This is a genomic window from Corynebacterium tardum (assembly GCF_046717785.1).
In the GTDB taxonomy this organism is placed as follows: Bacteria; Actinomycetota; Actinomycetes; order Mycobacteriales; family Mycobacteriaceae; genus Corynebacterium.
On the sequence record NZ_CP177104.1, the window covers coordinates 539,130 to 560,300 of the forward strand.

The following is a 21,171-nucleotide window of genomic DNA, read 5'->3' on the forward strand; positions in this document are numbered from 1 at the left end:
CGATCTAGATGTAGTATTCGTCGCCCACGTACGCCGGGCCGACGTCGAGGCCATTCGGCGCCGAGAGCAGCAGAAAGTTGCGCAGGATGCGGTTCATCTGCCGGGTCTCGGTGAGGAAGGCATCGTGGCCCACGGGGGAGACCACCTTGGCCATGGCCAGCAGCTGATTGACGTTGCGGGAGATGTGCTCTTGCTGGTGATAGGGGTAAAGGATGTCCGTGTCCACGCCCACGACCATCGTCGGCGCCTGGGAGGCCGCCAGCGCTTTGATGAGGCCGCCGCGCCCGCGGCCGACGTCGTGGCGGTTGAGCGCCTCGGTGAGCACGACGTAGGAGCCGGCGTCGAAACGCTCGGTGAGCTTGGCACCCTGGTAGTCCAGGTAGGAGTTCACCGCGAAACGCTGAGTGTGTTTGCGGTAGGGGCCCAGCGGATTCTCGCCCTGCTGCGCGGAGGCGCCGAAGCGCTCGTCGACTTCCTGCTCGCCGCGGTACGTCAGGTGCGCGATGCGGCGGGCGGCCGCCAGCCCGTCACGTGGGGTTTTATCCGTGCGGTAGTAGTTGCCGCCGTGCCAGAACGGGTCGCGCTCGATGGCGGAAATCTGCGCGGACTGGATGCCGATCTGCCAGCCCGACGCCCTAGCGGAGACCGCGATGACGCACACCGCGGACACGCTCTCCGGGTGGAGCAGGCTCCACTCCAACGTGCGCGCCCCGCCCATCGAGCCGCCGATGATCGCGTGGACGCGGGAAATCCCCAGCTCGCGCAGGCAGGTGTGCTCGGCCTCGACGAGGTCCCGGATGGACAGTGCAGGGAAGCGCCCGCCCCAGGGAGTTCCGTCCGGGTGCAGGCTGCCCGGCCCGGTCGAGCCGTTGCAGCCGCCGAGGGCGTTGGTGGCGATAACGCACCACTTCGTGGTGTCCAACGCCTTGCCCGGGCCAACTAAATCGGACCACCACTCGGCCACGTTGGAGTCGCCGGTCAGCGCGTGCTCGACGAGGAGGACGTTGTTGACCCCGTCCGGGTCGCCGGCGAAGGCACCCCAGCGTTGGTAGGCCAGGGTGGCGTCGTCAAGCACGGCGCCTGCTTCCGTGGTGAAATCGCCGATGGAAACCTGGGTCAGCTCGCCCTCGGGCGCGAGCTCCGGGACGGCGCTAACCAATGGCCGCGAACCCGCGCTCGAGGTCAGCAATAATATCCTGGACATCCTCGATGCCCACCGACAGGCGCACCGTGGCCTGGGTAATGCCCGCGGCCTTGAGCGCCTCCTCGTCGGACTGGGAGTGCGTGGTGGAGGCCGGGTGCACAACGAGAGAGCGGGTATCGCCGATGTTCGCCAGGTTGGAGTGCAGCTTCAAGGCGTCGATAAACGCCCAGGCCTCCTCGCGGCCACCGTCGATGTCGAAGGAGAGCACGGAGCCGGTGTAGGCATAGCCCAGCTTCTCCTTGACCTCCTTATACGGCGAGGAATCCAGGCCCGCGTAGTTGACCTTCGCGACCTTGGCGTGGCCCTCCAGGTACTCAGCCACGGCCTGGGCGTTGGCATTGTGCTTCTCGACGCGCAACTGCAGCGTCTCAATGCCATTGAGCGTCAGCCAGGCGTTAAACGGGGAAATGGCAGCGCCCGTATCGCGCAGCAGGCCCGCGCGCGCCTTGATGGCGAAGGCCGGCGCACCCAGGTCGGCGTACTTGAGGCCGTGGTAAGCCTCGTCCGGGGTGACGAAGTAGGGGAAGACCGGCGTACCGTCGCGTTCGACGGTCCAGTCGAAGGAACCGCCGTCGATGATGGCGCCGCCAATGGCGGAACCGTTGCCGGTGTAGAACTTCGTGGTGGAGACCACGACGACGTCCGCGCCCAGCTCCAGCGGGCGGGCCAGCGCGCCGGTGGCGATGGTGTTGTCCACGATGAGCGGGACCTGGTTGTTGTGCGCGACCTCGGCGACGGCGAGGATGTCGAGGACGTCGGCGACCGGGTTGCCGAAGGTTTCGCCGTAGAAGGCCTTGGTGTTCGGCTGCACGGCGGCCTGCCAGGAGGCCGGGTCATCGGGGTTCTCCACCAGGGTGACGTCGATGCCCAGGCGCTTGAGGGTGACGGTAAAGAGGGTGGAGGTGCCGCCGTAGAGACGCGGGGAGGTCACGATGTGGTCGCCGGCGGAAGCAAGGTTCAAGATGGCCGCGGTTTCGGCGGCCTGACCGGAGGCGAAAGCCACGGCGGCCACGCCGCCCTCCAGCGAGGCGAGTCGCGCCTCCAGCGCGTCCTGCGTGGGGTTGGTCAGGCGGGTGTAAATCGGGCCTGCGTCCGAGAGGTTGAAGCGGTTGGCCGCGTGCTCGGCGTCGTTGAAGACGTAGGACGTGGTCTGGTAAATCGGCACGTTGCGTGCGTTGGTGGAGCCGTCTAGGTTCTGGCCGGCGTGGAGGGAGCGGGTGGCGAAAGACCACTCGGAGACTGCGGAATTATCGTACTTGGTGCTCATGCCAGGCAAGGCTAGACCAAGCGGTTCAGAACTGTAAGTGGCCTACCGGAAAATGCAGGCGAGCGGCGGAATAAAAATAGACCGAGCGGTTGGTTCGGTAGGCGTGGTTGTAGGAGGCACTATGTCTACGGATGTGACCGGCTAACGTGCAGGTCCATGCAGGTCACAGTAAGGGATCGTTTCATATGATCCCCTTTTTTATGCGCAAGCGAAGTTAACATCAGAAGAAAGTTCACATCAGGAAAGGAACTATCTCTCATGCTGACCGCACTTTTCGGACTCATCCCACTTGCTGTCCTGGCTTTTCTCACTTGGTCTTTAGGAAAACGCGACACCACCCGTCCCCGTGCTCCATGGGTGGGATTTGTTGCGGGTGTAGTTGTTACGGGCCTGTTCTTCTTGCTTCCGGATTCAGATAGCAGCTTATGGGTAGCAATTGTTGTATCAGCAATCATTGTCGCCGCAGTTGTCGCCACCGCGCATGGCTGGGCCGCCGCTTTCTTAGAGGTGACGGTTCTAGCGACGGTTGTTGTGTTCGCGCAGATTGTTTATGCCCTCCTACCAGGGGGTGACGGCTCGGGCCTCGATGCAGTGGGAGCCGTCCTGTTCTGGCTGACTATGTTCCTTCCTGGAGTACTCCTTGGGGCTATCGTGCAGGTGGTGCGTCACACGTCGATGGGCTCGCCCAGCGCGGGGCGCCGATAGCCGGTGACGCCTGCGCTGTGGAGCATCCCATCGGTGACGCGCTTGCCGACGTCGGAAAGCACCGCATCATGAATCGGCACCGTCAGCCGCGCACCGATGCGCATGGCGTAGTCCGCCGCATCCGCCCCGCGCACCCACGGCCCAGCGATGGGCAGCAACAACGCCTCGACCGTGCGCCCCTCGGGGACGCACCACTGGTCGCCCGGGTGGAGCACCCCGCCGAAGAGGTAGCCTAGGTTCTCCGGGCGTGGGATGTTGGGGTGGATCTCCTCGTGGAGGCCGCCCAGAGCCTGAATCTCAAGGCCTAGAACCGTAAACGTCTCACCCGCATGCACGGCGTTGCCGGAGCCGACGGCGTCGACGGCCTCCTGCGTTCCCCACACTGGCAGGCCGGTGGCGCGCACGGCATTGACGTCGAGGTGATCAGCATGCGCGTGAGTCAGCAACACCGCGCCGGCGCCCTCGAGGCAGCTCAAGTCGGAGAAGGGGCCCGGGTCGATGACGATGCGGCCCTCAGGCGCCTCGACGGCGACGGTGGATTGTCCATGCAGCGAAATCTTCATGGGCCCCACGCTAGCCAAAAGTAAAGGAATACAGCGAGAGCCCTTCGCTTACTTCCAGCTCGATAGTTTCGGTGTGGTTCTCGGGCTCCCGAATAAGATCCACCGTGCCGTCCTGGGTGATGTCGAAGGTGCGTACCGAACCATCAGCGCGATGCAGGCGGATGGTTCCGCGTCCAGAAGTAACCAACTGTACCCATGCGGCGCGGTAGTTGAGGCGTAGGCGTGCGTTGGAGCCGGCACTAATGGGCTGGTCAGCCAGTGTCCACGTGCCGCCCAGTGAATACTGTTCCAGCAGAGGATTACCCAGGGCGAACTGGTGCGTGCCATTGCGATAGTCGGCATGGGCGAAGAATTGCGCGCGTGCGGTGCCGAGGTACGTCTCCGGTGAACGCGGCGTGCTATGCGCATCGGCGGCCTCAATCGGTGCGGGTAGAGCCACGGAGGGGTCGCGCTCGATAAGAAGCTCACGAATGAGGCGCTCGGTCTCGGCGTAGTCACCCTCGCCATGGTGGGAGTGGCGTAGCATGCCGTGCTTATCGACGAGATAATGCGCCGGCCAGTACCGATTCTCAAAATTCTTCCAGGTGGCGAAGTCATTGTCCTGCGCCACCGGATACTCGATTCCCTGCTCGCGGGCCGCACGGCGCACGTTGTCGGCCTCGTGCTCGAAGGCGTACTCCGGTGCATGGATGCCGATGATGTCGAAGCCGTAGTCCTTGTAGTGTGCATAAAGCTTGGTCAGGTGGGTGTTGTTGCGCTGACAGTTGATGCACGCGTAGGCCCAAAAATCGATGAGCGTGACCTTGCCGGAGGTGCGCGGATCGACGGGGGCATCCGTGTTGAACCAGCCGGTCAATCCTGCGAACGCAGGAACTGGGGTCCCTTCCGCAGTGAGGGCGGCCTGCTCAACGGGGGTGGCTTCGACGTTGATGCTGGGGAGTTTGTGCTGCAGCCAGGCGGGTGCGCCGAGGGAGATAGCGCCGGCCATGGCGATCACCACAACTCCTGCGGTGATGCGCACGCCGCGCTGGTGAGAGCGGAAGGCATCGACGCGGTTGCCCACTTCGTTGCCGCCTAAGGCGAAAGCTAGCAGTGGGATCGCCACGCCGAGGGCGAAGGAGAGGCAGAGGGTGAGGATGTGGGCGTCGACAGTCCCGGTGGCACCCGCCACTGAGATTGCGGCCAATACCGGGCCTGCGCAGGGAACGAAGACAATCCCCATGGCTAGTCCGACGACGAAACCGCTCTTGTCACGGGCTTTGGCTTGCAGGCTGCCGGCTTTCGGGAGCTTCTGGAAAGGCCACTCGAGGATTTCCTGCACGCGGGGGAACACCATTCCCAGGCCCACGAGAACGAGTAGCGCGATTCCCACCTTCCACAGAATGTCGGCGGGCAGGCCCAGGGCATTGAGCAGCGTTGTGGCAAAGAGCGTGACGAGGCTAAAACTCGTCACCAGCCCGCCGACGACCTGCCATGGCCGCCACCGTGAGCCGCCGCTGACTGCGAGGACGAGAGGTAGGACCGGCAAGATACAAGGCGAGATGCCGGTGATAAGACCACCGGTAAACCCAATGAATAGTGTTGATAACATCCTGTGCTCCTTCGCTTGTGGTGCGGTATGGGTATGCAACCAGTTCGGAACACAAGCGATAAACGGATTGGGACAAACTCTTTTACATCCATCCAATCCACTCGGTGGGGTGGCTCCGAATGGTGAGATACAGGGCCCGGAAAGGCCGGACCCGAAAGCTTGAAAAGGAGCACCGAAATGAAGAAGTTTGTTACGACCGCCGCTGCACTTGCCGTTGCCGCCAGTGGGCTGGTTGCCTGCAACGATAAAAAAGAAGAGATGGACATGGAACCCAGCTCGGAGATGATGGCTCCCAGCTCTGACGCCATGATGAGCGAGGAAATGAGCAAGTAAAACTGCCATGCCCGCTCCGCTGCTGGAGGTAAGCTCTACACCTGTGCCTGCGTTGTCACCTGATGAACACACGCGGCTGAACCATTTGCTCGTTCAGACCGCTGCGGCAGACAAGCATGCCTTCAGCGAGCTTTACGACGCCCTCGCGCCCACCGTGTACAGCGTGTGCCTGAGTGTTCTTCGCAATCCCGCCCTCGCGGAGGAAGTCGCTCAAGACATCTTCGTTGAAGTATGGACTTCAGCGGCGAAGTTCGACCCGCAGCGGGGAAATGCTCGCTCCTGGGTAGGTAGATTGGCGCATGGGAGAGCCGTCGATAAGCTGCGTAGCCACGTTGCAGCGGTGCAGCGTGACGACCGCGATGCGATGCTAGGCCAGGCTACCTACGCTGAGCCCCTCGAAGATGAGGCCCTAGGACATGTAGAAGCTCAGCACTTGCGTCGGGCTATCGAGGAGATCGGGGAACCGCATTCCACCGCGGTCGCCCTCGCGTTTTTCGATGGCCTGACGCATGCTGAACTGGCAGAATCAACGGGTGTACCGCTGGGTACGGCGAAAACGCGCGTGCGCGATGGTGTTAAGAAGTTAAAAGCGGTCCTCGGAAAGGAGGGAAAATGAGCAATACGCACGAGTTTTCTGATGAGACTTTCGATGACTTCCTCGATTCCCTCCCCGACGTGCACCCGCCAGCGCGAATGAAAGAGGCTGTTTTTGCGGACATTGGCGCCGAAACCTCCGATGCCGAGGTGATCGAGCTTCCACGACGCCGCTGGCGAGCTTTCGTGGCAGTGCCAGCGGCCGCGGCAGTGTTCGTGGTGGGCGTGGTTGCCGCGCCGCAGCTTCTGCAGTTGGGCCAGCCCGATGCGGCGGATAGTGCGCGAGTAGAAGCCGAATCGCCGGGCGAGAAATCGATGCACAAAATTATGGGCGCAGAGGATCTCATAAAGGGCGACGCTGATGCGTCGGGCGCGCAACTGGATATCGTTTCCTCCGCGTCGATGGCGAAATCCGGCGCGATGGTGGATGGCCAGCCCCAGCTCGCTGACGGCATGGGAGCCCAAGTGTGGGCTGTCAGTGCCGACGGCGATATGGCCTCAGCGGGGGTTATCGGCCAGGACCCACACGATGGGGTGTGGATGCCCTTTGAAGGGGCGGCGGTCAAAGTCATGGTCACCGAGGAACCTGCAGGTGGCAGCGAGCGCCCCACCGGCCGCACCCTCGCCACCGTTACCTTGGCCAGCGCAAGCTAGGCCGGTGCGGGCCATCTCAGCGTAGACCTGCTCAGTGTCCGCTAGCTAAAGCCTGCTTGACCAGCTCCAGCGCGGCGGCGAGTTCGACGTCGCTTAAGTGGCCGAAGCCCAAGACCACGCCCTCCTCGGCGGTGGCACCTCCCCAGTAGTCGCTGAGCGGGGTGAGCGTGAGCCCGAGGGTCGCGGCGCGCTCTACCACGGCGTTATCGCACAGCAACACCGCGTGGAGGCCGCCGTGGATGGGCAGGAGGGTGGCGGGGGAATCCGCCAGCGCCTCGCGGACGAGGTCGCGGCGCCGCTTATAGGCGCGGCGCATTCTGCCGGTGTGCCGGCGCAGCGCGCCGCTGGCCAGGTAATTCGCCAGCGCCGCCTGGGGGATGGCGCCGACCGGCTGGCCAAAGACCTCGCGCACCTGATCCACGCTCGCGCGCAGTTCCGGCGGCACGACGAGATAGCCGCAAGCAATCGACGGCGAAATCACCGAAGAAAACGTACCCAACAGCACCGTATGCTCCGGGGCGAGCGCCGCCAGCGCCGGAAGCGGCTGGCCCACATACCGCAGCTCGGAGTCAAAGTCGTCTTCGACGATCAGCACATCGTTCGCCCGTGCCCACTCTACGAGCTCGCCGCGCCGTGCGGCCGGCAAGGAACCGCCGTAGGGGTGCTGGTGGGAGGGGGTGACGATGAGAACGTCGAGGTCCACGGTGGGGACGGTGACGCCTTCGGCGTCCGTGGGGACGTCGACAAGCACGTGGCCCAAGGCCTGGGGCACGCGGCGCAGGCTGGGGTAGCCCGGCGATTCCACCCCCACCCTGAGGGTGCCGCCCAGCGCGCGCAGCAGCACCGACAGTCCGTCGCGTGCCCCGGCGGTCACCACCACGTAGGCCGGGTCGACCGTGAGCCCGCGCATGTGGCGCAGGTGTGCGGCGACCTCCCGCGGCAGGTCCCCCGTGGGTTCCACCGCGGCCTTGCGCCACGCCGCCCTCCATTCGGGGGTGAGGATGCCGGCGGTGTCCGGCAACCCCGGCGTGAGCTCCACGCGGGGTGGGGCCGGCTGCGGTGCGGGCGCCGGATGGGGCTGCGGCGCGCGGGCGTGGGGCAGGTGCGGGTTGATGACAGTACCCGACCCCACCGCCGCGGTGAGGTAGCCCTCCGCGGTGAGCTGCTCGTAGGCGGTAACCACGCTGCCTCGGGAAATGCCCAAATCTCGCGCCAGGGTGCGCGTGGACGGAACCTGCTCGCCCGGCAGCAGAATCCCGGCGGCCACTTGGGCGCGGAGGGCTTCAGCAATCTGCACCGGCAGCGCGCGCGTATCAGATGGGTCGAGGTGGAAAGACACAGACCCATCATAAGTGGTCTAATCCAACACCCGGAAAATGGCTCTTGTCTTGGACCACTTTTCGGGGCCATGATGTGAGCTATGACTGATAAGAAGAATGAACAGGGACGCGCCACTACGCGCGTCAAGCGTGGACTGGCCGATATGCTCAAGGGCGGCGTCATCATGGACGTCGTGACCCCGGAGCAAGCGCGCATTGCGGAGGACGCGGGTGCTTCTGCCGTCATGGCGCTGGAGCGCGTGCCGGCCGATATCCGCGCCCAGGGCGGCGTGGCTCGCATGTCGGATCCGGAGCTTATCGAGGGCATCGTCGAGGCCGTCGACATCCCCGTTATGGCCAAGGCGCGCATCGGCCACTTTGTCGAGGCGCAGATTCTGGGAGAGCTGGGCGTGGACTTCATCGATGAGTCCGAGGTGCTCAGCCCGGCCGACTACGTCAACCACATCAACAAGTGGGATTTCGACGTGCCGTTCGTGTGCGGTGCGACGAACCTGGGCGAGGCTCTGCGCCGCATCACCGAGGGTGCGGCCATGATCCGTTCCAAGGGCGAGGCCGGTACTGGCGACGTCTCCGAGGCCGTCAAGCACCTGCGCACCATCAAGGGTGAAATCGCGCGCCTGAAAAACCTTGACCGCGATGAGCTCTACGTTGCGGCCAAGGAGTTGCAGGCCCCGTATGACCTCGTCGCTGAGGTGGCGGAGACCGGAAAGCTGCCGGTAGTGCTCTTTGTCGCCGGTGGCGTGGCCACGCCTGCCGACGCCGCCTTGGTCCGCCAGATGGGCGCCGAAGGCGTGTTCGTTGGCTCCGGCATCTTCAAGTCCGGCGAGCCCGCCAAGCGTGCGGAGGCCATAGTGAAGGCGGCGACCCTCTACGACCAGCCGGCCGAGCTGGCGAAGATCTCCCGCGGCCTGGGTGAAGCCATGGTGGGCATCAACGTCAACGACGTCCCCGCGCCGCACCGCCTGGCTGAGCGCGGATGGTAGCCACGGTCGGCGTCCTGGCGCTGCAGGGAGGCGTCGAGGAGCACCTGCGCATCCTCGACGAGCTCGGCGTCGCCACGCGCCGGGTGCGCCTGCCCCAGGACCTCGACGGCCTGGATGGGCTCATCCTGCCCGGCGGCGAGTCCAGTGCGATTGACAAGCTCGCCCGGGCTTTTGGCGTGGCGGAGCCGCTGCGGCAGACGCAGCTGCCGGTCTTCGCCACCTGCGCGGGGCTCATCTACAGTGCCCGCGAGCTGGAGAACCCTGCGCCGGGGCAGCAGACGCTGGGGCTTGTCGACGTCACCGTGCGCCGCAACGCCTTTGGCAACCAGCGCTTCTCCGAGGAGCGCACCGTGCCCGTCGCGATGGGGGAGGGCACGCTCGAGGTGGAGGCAAGTTTTATCCGCGCGCCCATCGTCACCCGCGTGGGCGACGGGGTGGAGGTGATCGCCACGGTCGCTGGCGCGGATGGCGATGTGGTGGTGGGCGTGCGCCAGGGAGGCGTTACCGCCTTGAGCTTCCATCCGGAAGAAAACGGCGATTCACGCCTGCATGCCGCGTGGCTAGAAAGTTTATAAGCGCCGAGGAGTGGTCTGGGATACATTAAAGGCTAACCGCCTGACAGATCACACCCCGAAAGGCTTGCCGTGAGCACACCCGCCCCAGAAGTCGTCCGCGAAGATATCCGATTCCTCGGCCGGGTGCTCGGCCGGGTTATCGCCCAGCAGGAGGGCGAGGACGTCTTCGACCTTGTCGAAGCTACCCGCCGCATGGCTTTCGACGTCGCGCATGGCGACGCCCAGCCGGAGGACCTCGTCGCCATCTTCCGCGACCTCGACATCACCAAGGTCAACCTGGTGGCCCGCGCGTTTAGCTACTTTGCGCTCATCGCCAACCTGGCGGAGGACTTGGACGACGAATCCGTCGAGGCGCCCGTCGCCCTGCGCAAGACCTTTGCCAAGCTCAAGGCCGAGGGTGTGGCTCCCGCCGACGCCGCCGCCACCGTCCGCGGCGCCCACGTCGCGCCCGTGCTCACCGCGCACCCCACCGAAACCCGCCGCCGCACCGTCTTCGATACCCAAACCCGCATCAAGAACCTGCTCAAGGAGTCCCACCGCGGCGGGGACATGGCGGCGATTGAAAAAGAGATGTACCTGCGCATGACCCTGCTGTGGCAAACCGCGCTCATCCGCATCGCCCGCCCGACCCTCGAGGATGAGGTGGACGTGGGCCTGCGCTACTACAAACTCTCGCTCCTCGACCAAGTCCCCGCCCTCAACCGTGCTATCCGCCACGCCATGCGCGAGACCTTTGGCCAGCAGCTACCTGATTCGCCCGTCGTGCGCCCAGGTTCCTGGATCGGCGGCGACCACGACGGAAACCCCTACGTCACCGAGCACACACTTACCTACGCCACCCGCAAAGCCGCGAAGATGGTCCTGCGCTATTACGAGGAGCAGCTCGCAGAGCTGGAGCGCGAGCTCTCGATGTCCGATCGCTACTCTTCCAGTTCCAAGGAATTGGGCGCGCTGGCCGACGCCTCCGGGAACACCGAAAAGTCCCGCGTCGACGAGCCCTACCGCCGCGCCATCTACGGCATCCGGCACCGCGTGAAGGAGACGCTCAAGGTGGTGAAGGGGGAGACGTCGGCAAGCGCGTATGCGTCGCCGGACGAGCTCAAGCGGGACCTGGACGTCATCGACCGCTCGCTGCGCCAATTCAATGATGACATCATCGCCGATGACCGCTTGGCGCGGTTGCGCTCCGCCGTGACGACGTTCGGGTTCCACCTGTATTCGCTGGACATGCGCCAGAATTCTGAGTCCTTCGAGAACGTACTCACCGAGATTTTCGCGGAGGCCAGCATCGCCGAGGAGTACCGCGCGCTGGGTGAGGACGACAAGGTTGCGCTGCTGGTGAAGGAACTGCAGACCAACCGCCCACTGCTCTTCCCGGACGCCGAATTCAGCGAGAATACCGCCAAGGAGCTCGGAATCTTCCGGGCGGCGGCACGGGCGGTGCGGGACCTGGGGCCGGAATCGGTCTCGCACTGCATCATCTCCATGACCGGTACCGTCTCCGACATTCTCGAACCGATGGTGCTGCTCAAGGAAGTGGGGTTGAAACAGGTGGATGTGGTGCCGCTGTTTGAGACCATCGAGGACTTGCAGGCTGGCGCGGGGATCCTGGAAAAACTGTGGGCGGTGCCGGTCTACCGCGAGCACCTGCGCTCGCGCGGTGATATCCAGGAAGTCATGCTGGGCTACTCCGATTCCAACAAGGACGGCGGCTACCTGCAGGCGAACTGGGCGCTCTACGACGCCGAACTGGAGCTTGTGGAGCTGTGCGCGCGGCACGGCGTGGAGCTGCGCCTCGCGCATGGCCGCGGTGGCGCGGTTGGTCGCGGCGGCGGCCCCACCTATGACGCGATTTTGGCCCAGCCAAAGGGCGCGGTGGCGGGAGCAGTGCGCATCACCGAGCAGGGCGAGGTCATCTCCGCGAAGTACGGTGCCCCAGAGACCGCGCGCCGCCACCTGGAGGCCTTCGTCTCGGGTGCCCTGGAGGCCTCCCTGCTGGATACTGAGCCCATTGCGAACCCGGAGCGTGCCTACGAGATCATGCGCGAGCTGGCTACTTTAAGTGGCGCGGCGTATCGCCAGCTTGTCGACGACCCCGGCTTCATCTCCTACTTCACCCAGTCCACGCCCCTGCACGAGATCGGTGAGCTCAATCTGGGCTCGCGCCCGACCTCCCGCAAGCAGACCACCGCGATTACGGACTTGCGCGCGATTCCGTGGGTGCTGTCGTGGTCGCAGTCCCGCACGAACATCCCCGGTTGGTTCGGCGTGGGCAGCGCGGTGACGTCCTGGGTGGCTCAAGGTGGAGGCAGTGCAGCGGGCAACGTAGCGGGCGAGGATGCGGAGGCGCGGTGGGAGGAGCTTAGCGAGCTCTACCGCACCTGGCCCTTCTTCCGATCCGTGTTCGCCAACATGGCCCAAGTCATGGCGAAGGCGGAGATGCAGCTCGCGCGCCTGTATGCCAACCTTGTCGACGATAAGGCCACCGCCGACCGAATCTTTTCCCTCATTTCCGAGGAATTCGAGCGCACCCGAAAAGTCTACCTGCAGGTCACCGGCAACGCGGATCTGGTCAGCGAGAACCAACGCCAAGCGCGCTCGCTCAAGCGCCGCTACCCGTACCTGCTGCCGCTCAACGCCGTCCAGCTGGAGCTGCTGCGCCGCTATCGCCAGGGCGATGACCAATTCCTCGTGTCCAAGACCATCCAGGTCACGATGAACGGCCTGGCCACCGCGCTGCGCAACGCAGGTTAATCAGGCACACCGAAGCCCCCGTCAGGAGAAGCTCTCCAGCGGGGTTTCGGGCCGGCGATTAGTTGAAGGGGCTGGTGAAGACCGGGGAGGCGTCGTAAGGCGGCAGCCACGCGGGGCGCCCGCCGATGCGGTCCATCCTGCCGCGCGAAGGCGGGGCAGCGGGGTCATCGTCGTTGACTCCGTTGTGGTACGGGCACAGCGGCACCAGGTTGAGGATGTTGGTTGGTCCACCGCGGGCCCACGCCACGATGTGGTGAATCTGGCACTTTTCGAAGGGTACCTTGCAGCCTTTCCACGCGCAGCAGGGATTCTCCGCGGCCAGCGCCAGACGCTGCTTGCCAGTGGCGAAGCGCTGGAAGCGGAAGACATCGAGCGGGCCGTGCTCGCGGCTGACCGCCACGACGATGCCCTTGTCCAACATCGCGCGCTCGACGAGCTGCGAGCCGGTCATCGTCGCCCCATCGGTGGTGCGGACGATAAATTCCTCGCCGTCCTTGTCGGTGTTGCCCTTGAGTAGCTCGGCATAGTCGTCGACCTGCAGGACAGCCATCGCTGTCACCTCGGTCTTGACGCCGCCCCCCTCGAGGTTTTCCAGGAAGCTCGCGCCGGGGCGTTCCTGGTCGATGCCCTTGAAGACACCGGTAAGCTCCAGCGAATCTGCCGTCACAGTGAGCGTGGCCAGACCGTTGTCGTGCTGGGTGAGCTTGGCGCGCTCGGCGTACGTGCGGGGCGCGCGCATCTCACGCAAGCGCTTGCGCGCGACGTTTTCCACCAGCTCCGCGCTGGTCTGGCACAGCTCCACGCGCAGGTCCCAGGCCTTATTGTGGTCCCGGACCTTGGCCACGAAGGATTCGATGAGCTGCAAAGTGACCAAGCCGTGGCCGCGGGTGCGGGCGGCGTCGGCGGCGGTGCGTTGCTTGCGGGTGAAGCGGGTAGGTCCGAAGTAGGTGTGGTGGAGGGAGAGGAGCTGGGTGGCGTCGGCAGGCGCGGCTCCAAAGGCTACGAGGTCGGCTTCAGACAGGCCCGCGCACTCGGCCACCAGGTCAATAGCCCGGCCGAGTGCGGCGAAGAAGGTCTGAACTCTCATGAGCCTCAGACTAGAATCACTCCACCCCGCCCACCAGGGGCAGCGTGCACCGGCCGCGCAAACTGTGGATAACTAGCCCCGACTCAAGCTCCGGCGAGGCCGCGGCGCTTAAGCAGCGGGGCGAGGTCCTTATCGCGGCCGCGGAACTCGCGGTAGGCCTCGGTGAAGTCGCGGGATGCGCCCTTGGACAGGATGACCTCGCGGAACTTCTCGCCGGCGGCGCGCAGGTCCGACTGGCCCTTGAACCACTCGAAGCCGTCGGCGTCGAGGGCCTCGGCCCACAGGTAGGAGTAGTAGCCCGCGGAGTACCCGCCGGCGAAGATGTGATTGAAGTACGTCGAGCAGTAGCGCGGTGCGATGAGCGGGTTATCCAAGCCAGCAGCGCGCAGGGCTTCGGCCTCGAATTCGGCGACGGCCTCCGGAGTGGCCTCGAGTTCTGCAGCCTCGGCGGCGCTGAGCGAATGCCACGCCAGGTCGATGATCGATGCTCCCAAGTACTCCGAAGTGGCGAAACCCTGGCCGAACTCGGAGGCGGCGGTGATGGCGTCGAGAAGCTCGTCCGGGATGGGCTCGCCGGTCTCCACGTGCCGCGCGTACTCCTTGACCAAGCTCCTATCGAGCGCCCAGTTCTCGTTGATCTGCGAGGGGAATTCCACCCAGTCGCGGGGGACGTTGGTACCGGCGAAGGTGGGGTAGTAGACGTCGGAAAGCAGGCCGTGCAGGGCGTGGCCGAACTCGTGGAACACGGTGCGAACCTCGTCCATGCTGAGCAGCGGCTGCGAACCGTCGGCGGGCTTGGTAATACCCATGACGTTGACGATGACCGGCTTGCGCTGCAGTAGGCGCGACTGTCCCACGAACTCGCTCATCCACGCGCCGCCGCGCTTGGTGGGGCGCCCGAAGTAGTCGGTGAGCAGAAGACCGATTCCCATATCCCCGTGATTGACGTCTCCGTCAATCACCTCCCAGACGCGAACGCCCTCCGCGTAGCCCTCGAGGTCATCGCGTGGGGTGACGGTGATGCCGTAGAGGCGCTCAGCAGAAGCGAACACGCCCTTTTCCAGGACCTGGTCGAGGGGGAAGTATTTGCGCAGCTCGGCCTCGTCGAGGGAGAAGTCGCGGGCGCGGACCTTGGACTCCCAGTAGGGCCAGTCGGCGGCGGTAAAGCCTTGGCCGTTGAGGTCGGCCTCTTCGGCGAGGAGCTTCTGCTCGCCGGCGGCGTTGGCTGCGGCGGCGGGGGCGAGGTCGAAGAGCATGGCCCGGGCGGCGTCGGCAGTCGCGGCGGTTTCTTCGGCGATGACGTAGTCGGCATGCGTGGCGTATCCCAAGAGCTCAGCGCGCTCGGCGTGGAGTTGTACGGCCTCGATCAGCCCCGGGATGTTGTTCTCGGAGCCTCTGCTTGCCGACGCCTCATACAACCGCCCCCGCGCCTCCTCCCGCGCCAGGCGGCTGAGCTCCGACTGCACGGTCGGCAGCTCCAGGGGGAGGACATAGCCCTCGCGGCCTAGTGCTTCGGCATCGGCCTTGGCGGAGGCAATACGTTCTTTGGGCAGGCCGTCTAGTTCCTCCTCGGTGAAGGAGACCGCGCGCTCGCGGGTCGACGCCATGAGGTTGCGGCCGAATTCCTCCGAGAGCGCGGACAGGCGCTGGTTGATCTCGGATAGGCGGGCCTTGCCGGCCGCGTCCAGGTCGGCGCCCTTGCGCGCGAAGGTGCGCAGGAGGTGGTCGTGGAGGCGCTGGCCTTCCGCGTCGTCGGCAGGCGGCGTGGCCTCCTTGAGCCGCGCGTAGAGCACCTCGTTCTGGTACATCGCGTCCATGTGCGCGGCCAGGCGCGGGTAGATGTCGGCGGCGATGTCCTCCATCTCCTCCGTGACGTCTGTGCCGGAGAGGTTGCCGAAGACCGCCATGACGCGGTCGAGGTCCTGGCCGGAACGCTCGAGCGCCACGACGGTGTTTTCCCACGTGGGGTCGGCGGGGTTATCGGTGATGGCGGCGATCTCGGCGTCGTGAAGCGCGAGTGCTTCGTCGAAGGCGGGGCGGTAGTGCTCGACCTTGATGTCCGCAAAGGGCGGGAGCTGGTAGGGCAGCGTGGAGGGAGTCAGCAGTGGGTTAGTCATAAGAAACTACCGTACCTATGCCTCCTGCTCTATGTGATGGCATTCACTAGTTTCTTCTGTCGTGGCGTGTGGATGAGGATGGCATCGAGAACCAGGAACGCCGCCAAGGTGATTCCTAAGAGCGGCAGGAAGACGCCCACGGTGGCTGCAAACAGCGCGCCCAACCCTGTGGTGGCCCAGCTGAAGTGGGCAGTCGGGAGGAAGCGCGGGCGACGTTTCCACCACATGTAATAGCCCAGCACCACGAGGGCGGCGGTGGCGAGGCCCAGGGCGAGCAGCGCGATCTGCAGTGGCAGCCCGAACATGATTCCCATGTGGAGGTAGATGCCCCAGCTGCTGAGCTTGCTAAACAGCGGCAGGCTGGAGAAGGGCTGGCGGTCGATGACCTCTCCGGTGGCGCCGTCTACGGAGACCGCGTCGGAGGTGGTGCGCCATTCCACCCACCGTTCGCTGACCTGCCAGGCGGAGTGGGCGTCTTCCGGCGGGTACAGGCGCAGCGGTCCGGTCAGCCCTTCGGCGCGGCCGGTGGCGAGGACGCGCTCGGCGTCGGCAGCCACGCTTATGCTTGACGACGCCCCTCCAGCCCCATGTCCTGCATGTCCTTCATGCCGGGTGTGCTCATGTGTTTCAGCGGTGGTGCCGGGGAGGGCAGTCTCGATGGGAGTGGCCTTCCACTGCATGCGCTCGACGAGGGAATCGACGTTGTCGCCGGCCAGACCTGACCAGGTAATACCGGTGGCAGACAGGCCAAGCAGACCGATAAAGATCCAGGCGCCAATAGTGGAGTGTAGGCGGGTGACCTTCCAGCGGGCCGAGCGCTTGGGTTGCTGTTGCGCGGCGTTCGCGGTTGCTTTGTTCTTCGGGCGGCGGCGAATCCACCACATGTAGAGGCCTCCGCACGCCATGACCCACAACCAGGAGGCTGCTAGCTCCGAGTAGAGCTCACCGACCTTGCCCAAGTGGAAGCTTTCGTGCAGGGAGGAAATCCAGCGGCGCAGCGGCATCTCGCCTATGCCGGAGTAGGTGGGGTAGTCCCCGATGATCTTGGCGGTTGCGGGGTCGATGAAGACGGTGCGCTGCAGGCTTTCATCGATGCTGTCATCGGACACCAGTACGCGCGTGGAATCTGTCGGTGTCGTGGCCGGCCACACCTGAGTGACCGGCATGTCTGGGTGCTCGTGTTGCGCGGCTTGGATTTGTTCCTCCAAGCTCAGTGGCTTCTCCACGGTAGGCACCGTCAATACGTCGTGGTAGACGACTTTCTCCAGGGAGGGTGCCACGGCATAAAGACAGCCGGTCAGGGCCGCGATGAGGATGAAGGGGCCGACGAACATGCCGCCGTAGAAGTGGATGCGCTGAATAAACGATCGCAGAGCCGTCCGACTCATAGGTAGTGCTCTTTCGGGGTCTATCGATTAGGGCCCCTGCTGAACGTTCGCGGGGCGTTCAGGAAGGGCGATGGACAGGTGCTGATATCAACTGCACTAGTAGTCGGAGGCGATGGTTTCTCGGTTCCCAAGTATTGAAAAACTTTTTAACTAACTGGGGGCCTCGGTGTGAAAAGCAAGAAAAGCTAGAACTCGAGATTGAAAGAGGCGAAGCCGCCATAACCGTCAGGAATTCCTGTGGCTGCGATGGTGTGCGTAGTGGAGTTTTGGTTGACATCAACATACAGAGCAAAGGCGGCCGAAATGTGGTTTTCGGTGCTGTCTATGTCTTGGCACTCGAGCCGAGTCAGGCTGATTTCGCCCGCCCCGAGACGGAGTTTGTTACGAAAGACATCGGGCTGGTTTTCCAACAAGGAACGAAGACTCCGCTCGGCTTCTTTCACCACGGTGGCCGGTTCGATGAAGAAGAGCTCCTGCAAAATGTCGTGGGTGGGCAGGTCTGCAGCGTGGGCAGGAAGGAGCGTCCCAGTCTCCGCATTCAGGCGGTAGGAGGCGGTGCGCTGTCGGCCGTTCCACAGCATGGTGAGGTCGAGGAGGTCGGCGTTGCCACGCTTGATAGCGACCACCGGGTGTCCCACCGCCGCAGGCACCTCAGCGGAGACGGGGAGGAACGCAACGGTGTCGAGGCTTTGCGCCGTGCGGCGCGCGGTGGCGAGGTAGCTTTCCCAGGACTGATCCGGGCGGCGCAGGGGAAGAATCGGGTGACTGGGAAGCGAGAGCTCCACCTGGCGGATGAGCGCGTGGGCCAGGTGCGGGTCGGCTGCAGCCACGACGAAGACGCTGCCGGGCGTTAGCGGCGGGAAGAACTCGCGCATCTCAGGAAACGGGTACATGGCAGTTCCGGATCAGTGTCGTGCGGTGAAGAGGAGATATTCCACGGCGTCGGCGGGCAGGTCGGGGCGCCACCGTTCAAGGGCGGCATGGACAGAGGCGAGGTAGAGCTCGTACTCGGTGGTGCGCCAGCCGCTGTGGATGGTCCAGCCCATGGCTTGGGCGACGAAGCGATCCAGAATCAGTGGGGTGACCTCGCCGGGGCGCGGCGGGTGGCTGAAATACAGCAGCTTGGTGAAACATGCAGGTCCCAGTCCAGGCACGCGCCGCCCGCGACCGGAGTCGCTGTTGTTGAAATAGCGGTACGCGGCCACGGGGTCGGCGGGCATGCCGGCGATGGCATCGAGGAGTTTGCCAGTATCAGTGGGGCTGGCCAGTGGGGTCATGACGCGGTAGCGCATCAGCCCCTTGGTGCCGGTTCCCCAGGCGGCGAGGGTGGCGAAGAAGGACAGAATCTCCGCCGGAGAATCGAGGCGCTCGGCGGCCGCAAACACCTGGCGGCGCGTCAGCGTCCCGCGGGATGAATCGGTGTCAAACACCGCGGGCGGAGGACCCAGGTGGGGATGCTGAGACCACGCCGTGCGCCACCCGGCGGCGTCGAAAGCGACGTGGTGGTTGAGGACGTCCTCGTAGGAAAACGACGACGCCGCGCGCTCCACAACGGAGTAGATACGCGCGGCGGTCGGAAACACGAGGAGACGAAGAACTACTTCTTCAGGCCGTCAATGATCTCGTTGAAGGCAGCGACTGGGCGCATGACCTCGGCCAGCTTCTCCTCGTTCGGGGCGTAGTAGCCGCCGAGGTCGACGGGGGAACCCTGGACGTCGAGAAGCGCCTGCTCAATCTCGCCCGCCTTGGCCTCGAGGGCCTCAGCGACCGGCTTGAAGGCCTCGGCCAGCTCGGCGTCGTCAGTCTGCGCAGCCAGCTCCTTGGCCCAGTTGAGGGTCAGGAAGAAGTGGGAACCGCGGTTGTCGTTCTCGCCCACCTTGCGGGACGGGGACTTGCCCTCATCCAGCAGGGTCTCGGTGGCCTTGTCCAGGGCTGCAGCCAGGACGCCTGCCTTGGCGTTGCCGTTGGTGTTGTGCTCGTGGCGGAAGGACTCAGCCAGGGCCAGGAACTCACCGAGGGAGTCCCAACGCAGGTGGTTCTCCTCCTCAACCTGCTGGACGTGCTTCGGGGCGGAGCCGCCGGCGCCGGTCTCGAACAGGCCGCCGCCTGCCATGAGTGGAACCACGGACAGCATCTTGGCGGAGGTGCCCAGTTCGAGGATGGGGAAGAGGTCGGTGTTGTAGTCACGCAGGACGTTACCGGTGACGGAGATGGTGTCTTCGCCCTTGCGGATGCGCTCGACCGAGGTCTTGGTGGCGGTGACCGGGTCCTCGATAGAGATGTCCAGGCCCTCGGTGTCGTGGTCGGCCAGGTACTTCTTGACCAGCTCGATGAGGTTGGCGTCGTGGCCGCGCTCCGGGTCGAGCCAGAAGATGGTCTTCATGCCGGACAGGCGAGCACGGTTGACAGCCAGCTTGACCCAGTCCTGGATCGGGGCGTCCTTGGTTTGGCAGGCGCGCCAGATGTCACCCTCCTCCACGTCGTGGGAGATGAGGACCTCGCCCTGGGAGTTGCGAACCTCGACGGTGCCGGCTTCCGGCACCTTGAAGGTCTTGTTGTGGGAGCCGTATTCCTCGGCCTTCTGAGCCATGAGGCCGACGTTCGGGACAGTACCCATGGTGGTCGGGTCGAAGGCGCCGTTTTCCTTGCAATCCTCGATAACGGCCTGGTAGACGCCGGCGTAGGAGGAATCCGGGATGACGGCGAGGGTGTCCTGCTCCTCGTCGTTCTTATTCCACATGTGGCCGGAGGTGCGGATCATGGCGGGCATCGAGGCGTCAATAATGACGTCGGAAGGCACGTGCAGGTTGGTGATGCCCTTGTGGGAGTTGACCATGGCGAGGTCGGGGCCGTCGGAAAGCGCGGCATCGAAGGCCGCCTTGATTTCTTCGCCGTTGTCCAGGTTCTTCAGGCCCTCGTAGATAGCGCCCAGGCCGTTCTCGCCGTTGAGGCCGGCAGCCAGCAGCTCCTCGCCGTACTTGTCATACACATCGGCGAAGAAGGCGCGGACGACGTGGCCGAAGAGGATGGGGTCAGAGACCTTCATCATGGTGGCCTTCAGGTGGGTGGAAAACAGCACGCCTTCTTCCTTGGCGCGCTTGACCTGTGCGATGAGGAACTCATCTAGGGCCTTGGCGGACATGAAGGTGCCGTCGATGACCTCACCCTTGAGAACCGGCAGCTTCGGCAGCAGGGTCTGCTCGCCGTCGGCGGTCTTCAGGACGATGGACAGGGTGTCCTCGTTGTCCAGAATGACGGACTTCTCATTGTGGCGGAAGTCGTTGTCCGCCATGGTGGCAACGTTGGTCTTGGAGTCCTTGGACCACTCGCCCATGCGGTGCGGGTGCTTCTTCACAAAGTTCTTCACGGCCTCCGGTGCGCGGCGGTCGGAGTTGCCCTCACGCAGCACCGGGTTAACGGCGGAGCCCTTGACGGAATCGTAGCGGGCAGCGATGTCCTTTTCTTCCTCGGTGGAAGGATTATCCGGGTAATCAGGCAGGTCGTAGCCGGCAGCCTGCAGCTCGGCGATGGCCTTCTTTAGCTGCACCAGGGAAGCGGAAATATTCGGCAGCTTGATGATATTTGCTTCCGGGGTCTTGGCCATCTTGCCCAGCTCCCCTAGGGCGTCTTCGACCTTCTGCTCCTCGGTCAGGCGCTCTGGGAACTGCGCGGCGATGCGGGCGGCCAGCGAGATATCGCGGGTTTCCACGTCGATGCCAGCGGTGGAAGCGAAGGCCTCCACAATGGGCTTGAGGGAGTAGGTCGCCAGCAGCGGCGCCTCATCGGTACGGGTCCACGTAATCTTTGCCATGATTCTCCTAATTAACGTTGGAAAATTGTTCAAGTGCCCAGATTACCGATTTTGTGGGCGGCATGTGGGCCAGTTTGCTGATAGTGATCCCCCATTTGCGCCCCTTGAAAAGGGTTGCGTGGCCGCTGTCACCCATGCGCGGGAGGGGTGGAGATATTCACGAGCCCCCCGCTGCGAGCATGCTGCAGTCGCGCACTGGGTGTAC

18 protein-coding genes are annotated in these 21,171 nt (G+C 64.5%); 7 read left to right on the plus strand and 11 right to left on the minus strand.

Features of this window, described 5'->3' with window-relative positions; all coding sequences use genetic code 11:
- Nucleotides 1-4: 4 nt before the first annotated feature.
- Both metX and ACLI1P_RS02670 read right to left on the minus strand, forming a co-directional pair.
- Nucleotides 5-1,204, minus strand: a complete 1,200-nt coding sequence (metX, locus tag ACLI1P_RS02665; protein WP_296131618.1) for a homoserine O-acetyltransferase MetX — start codon at nt 1,202-1,204, stop codon at nt 5-7.
- The gene (locus ACLI1P_RS02670; RefSeq protein ID WP_296131621.1) at nt 1,152-2,471 is read right to left on the minus strand and encodes an O-acetylhomoserine/O-acetylserine sulfhydrylase; all 1,320 of its coding nucleotides are present in this window, start codon (nt 2,469-2,471) and stop codon (nt 1,152-1,154) included. Before ACLI1P_RS02670 ends, metX begins: the two co-directional genes overlap by 53 nt.
- A 258-nt stretch (nt 2,472-2,729) precedes the next feature.
- On the opposite strand from ACLI1P_RS02670, the gene ACLI1P_RS02675 reads away from it, so the two are divergent.
- Complete coding sequence (locus ACLI1P_RS02675; RefSeq protein WP_411709345.1) at nt 2,730-3,176, plus strand: hypothetical protein; 447 nt, start codon at nt 2,730-2,732, stop codon at nt 3,174-3,176.
- Here ACLI1P_RS02675 and ACLI1P_RS02680 read toward each other — a convergent pair.
- Together ACLI1P_RS02680 and ACLI1P_RS02685 are read right to left on the minus strand one after the other, a co-directional pair.
- Nucleotides 3,137-3,739: an MBL fold metallo-hydrolase gene (locus ACLI1P_RS02680; RefSeq protein ID WP_411709346.1), complete on the minus strand. Its 603-nt coding sequence runs from the start codon at nt 3,737-3,739 to the stop codon at nt 3,137-3,139. The two genes, ACLI1P_RS02675 and ACLI1P_RS02680, sit on opposite strands and share 40 nt — an antisense overlap.
- Before the next feature lie 10 nt (nt 3,740-3,749).
- Nucleotides 3,750-5,330, minus strand: a complete 1,581-nt coding sequence (locus tag ACLI1P_RS02685; protein ID WP_411709347.1) for a cytochrome c biogenesis protein CcdA — start codon at nt 5,328-5,330, stop codon at nt 3,750-3,752.
- A 177-nt stretch (nt 5,331-5,507) separates the two neighbouring features.
- Between ACLI1P_RS02685 and ACLI1P_RS02690 the strand changes: the two genes are divergently transcribed.
- Genes ACLI1P_RS02690 through ACLI1P_RS02700 form a run of 3 tightly spaced genes read left to right on the plus strand, consistent with a single transcriptional unit; the run spans nt 5,508 to nt 6,911 of the window.
- The gene (locus tag ACLI1P_RS02690) at nt 5,508-5,663 is read left to right on the plus strand and encodes a hypothetical protein (protein WP_411709348.1); all 156 of its coding nucleotides are present in this window, start codon (nt 5,508-5,510) and stop codon (nt 5,661-5,663) included.
- Between the two features lie 7 nt (nt 5,664-5,670).
- Nucleotides 5,671-6,279: a sigma-70 family RNA polymerase sigma factor gene (locus ACLI1P_RS02695; RefSeq protein WP_411709349.1), complete on the plus strand. Its 609-nt coding sequence runs from the start codon at nt 5,671-5,673 to the stop codon at nt 6,277-6,279.
- Nucleotides 6,276-6,911, plus strand: a complete 636-nt coding sequence (locus ACLI1P_RS02700) for an anti-sigma factor (protein ID WP_411709350.1) — start codon at nt 6,276-6,278, stop codon at nt 6,909-6,911. Before ACLI1P_RS02695 ends, ACLI1P_RS02700 begins: the two co-directional genes overlap by 4 nt.
- Before the next feature lie 31 nt (nt 6,912-6,942).
- Here the strand turns inward: ACLI1P_RS02700 and ACLI1P_RS02705 are convergent, their stop codons facing one another.
- The gene (locus ACLI1P_RS02705; protein WP_411709351.1) at nt 6,943-8,250 is read right to left on the minus strand and encodes a PLP-dependent aminotransferase family protein; all 1,308 of its coding nucleotides are present in this window, start codon (nt 8,248-8,250) and stop codon (nt 6,943-6,945) included.
- 81 nt (nt 8,251-8,331) lie between these two features.
- Between ACLI1P_RS02705 and pdxS the strand changes: the two genes are divergently transcribed.
- The 3 genes from pdxS to ppc all read left to right on the plus strand — a co-directional run bounded on the left by pdxS (nt 8,332) and on the right by ppc (nt 12,563).
- A complete protein-coding gene (gene pdxS / locus ACLI1P_RS02710; protein ID WP_296131643.1) occupies nt 8,332-9,234 on the plus strand; it encodes a pyridoxal 5'-phosphate synthase lyase subunit PdxS in 903 nt (300 codons plus the stop codon).
- Nucleotides 9,228-9,809 (plus strand): pyridoxal 5'-phosphate synthase glutaminase subunit PdxT, encoded by a 582-nt coding sequence (gene pdxT, locus ACLI1P_RS02715; protein ID WP_411709352.1) that lies wholly within the window; start codon nt 9,228-9,230, stop codon nt 9,807-9,809. Before pdxS ends, pdxT begins: the two co-directional genes overlap by 7 nt.
- Before the next feature lie 69 nt (nt 9,810-9,878).
- The gene (gene ppc, locus ACLI1P_RS02720; protein ID WP_411709353.1) at nt 9,879-12,563 is read left to right on the plus strand and encodes a phosphoenolpyruvate carboxylase; all 2,685 of its coding nucleotides are present in this window, start codon (nt 9,879-9,881) and stop codon (nt 12,561-12,563) included.
- 58 nt (nt 12,564-12,621) lie between these two features.
- On the opposite strand, the gene ACLI1P_RS02725 is transcribed toward ppc, so the two are convergent.
- The 6 genes from ACLI1P_RS02725 to ACLI1P_RS02750 all read right to left on the minus strand — a co-directional run bounded on the left by ACLI1P_RS02725 (nt 12,622) and on the right by ACLI1P_RS02750 (nt 20,966).
- Nucleotides 12,622-13,650 (minus strand): HNH endonuclease signature motif containing protein, encoded by a 1,029-nt coding sequence (locus tag ACLI1P_RS02725; RefSeq protein ID WP_411709354.1) that lies wholly within the window; start codon nt 13,648-13,650, stop codon nt 12,622-12,624.
- 83 nt (nt 13,651-13,733) lie between these two features.
- The gene (locus ACLI1P_RS02730; RefSeq protein ID WP_411709355.1) at nt 13,734-15,767 is read right to left on the minus strand and encodes a M3 family metallopeptidase; all 2,034 of its coding nucleotides are present in this window, start codon (nt 15,765-15,767) and stop codon (nt 13,734-13,736) included.
- A gap of 29 nt (nt 15,768-15,796) precedes the next feature.
- A complete protein-coding gene (locus tag ACLI1P_RS02735) occupies nt 15,797-17,155 on the minus strand; it encodes a PepSY-associated TM helix domain-containing protein (RefSeq protein ID WP_411709356.1) in 1,359 nt (452 codons plus the stop codon).
- A gap of 185 nt (nt 17,156-17,340) precedes the next feature.
- On the minus strand, nt 17,341-18,048 hold the full coding sequence (locus ACLI1P_RS02740; protein WP_296134820.1) for a hypothetical protein: 708 nt from the start codon (nt 18,046-18,048) through the stop codon (nt 17,341-17,343).
- A gap of 12 nt (nt 18,049-18,060) precedes the next feature.
- Entirely contained in the window at nt 18,061-18,738 is a 678-nt protein-coding gene (locus ACLI1P_RS02745) for a hypothetical protein (RefSeq protein WP_411709357.1), read from the minus strand.
- A gap of 14 nt (nt 18,739-18,752) precedes the next feature.
- Nucleotides 18,753-20,966, minus strand: coding sequence for an NADP-dependent isocitrate dehydrogenase (locus tag ACLI1P_RS02750; RefSeq protein WP_411709358.1), 2,214 nt, complete (start codon nt 20,964-20,966; stop codon nt 18,753-18,755).
- Nucleotides 20,967-21,171 lie beyond the last annotated feature (205 nt).

Bases quoted from the DNA above. Each gene is read 5' to 3' on its own strand.
- metX (WP_296131618.1), bottom strand. From the start codon at position 1,204: ATGTCCAGGATATTATTGCTGACCTCGAGCGCGGGTTCGCGGCCATTG.
- ACLI1P_RS02670 (WP_296131621.1), bottom strand. From the start codon at position 2,471: ATGAGCACCAAGTACGATAATTCCGCAGTCTCCGAGTGGTCTTTCGCC.
- ACLI1P_RS02675 (WP_411709345.1), top strand. From the start codon at position 2,730: ATGCTGACCGCACTTTTCGGACTCATCCCACTTGCTGTCCTGGCTTTT.
- ACLI1P_RS02680 (WP_411709346.1), bottom strand. From the start codon at position 3,739: ATGAAGATTTCGCTGCATGGACAATCCACCGTCGCCGTCGAGGCGCCT.
- ACLI1P_RS02685 (WP_411709347.1), bottom strand. From the start codon at position 5,330: ATGTTATCAACACTATTCATTGGGTTTACCGGTGGTCTTATCACCGGC.
- ACLI1P_RS02690 (WP_411709348.1), top strand. From the start codon at position 5,508: ATGAAGAAGTTTGTTACGACCGCCGCTGCACTTGCCGTTGCCGCCAGT.
- ACLI1P_RS02695 (WP_411709349.1), top strand. From the start codon at position 5,671: ATGCCCGCTCCGCTGCTGGAGGTAAGCTCTACACCTGTGCCTGCGTTG.
- ACLI1P_RS02700 (WP_411709350.1), top strand. From the start codon at position 6,276: ATGAGCAATACGCACGAGTTTTCTGATGAGACTTTCGATGACTTCCTC.
- pdxS (WP_296131643.1), top strand. From the start codon at position 8,332: ATGACTGATAAGAAGAATGAACAGGGACGCGCCACTACGCGCGTCAAG.
- pdxT (WP_411709352.1), top strand. From the start codon at position 9,228: ATGGTAGCCACGGTCGGCGTCCTGGCGCTGCAGGGAGGCGTCGAGGAG.
- ACLI1P_RS02725 (WP_411709354.1), bottom strand. From the start codon at position 13,650: ATGAGAGTTCAGACCTTCTTCGCCGCACTCGGCCGGGCTATTGACCTG.
- ACLI1P_RS02730 (WP_411709355.1), bottom strand. From the start codon at position 15,767: ATGACTAACCCACTGCTGACTCCCTCCACGCTGCCCTACCAGCTCCCG.
- ACLI1P_RS02735 (WP_411709356.1), bottom strand. From the start codon at position 17,155: ATGAGTCGGACGGCTCTGCGATCGTTTATTCAGCGCATCCACTTCTAC.
- ACLI1P_RS02740 (WP_296134820.1), bottom strand. From the start codon at position 18,048: ATGTACCCGTTTCCTGAGATGCGCGAGTTCTTCCCGCCGCTAACGCCC.
- ACLI1P_RS02750 (WP_411709358.1), bottom strand. From the start codon at position 20,966: ATGGCAAAGATTACGTGGACCCGTACCGATGAGGCGCCGCTGCTGGCG.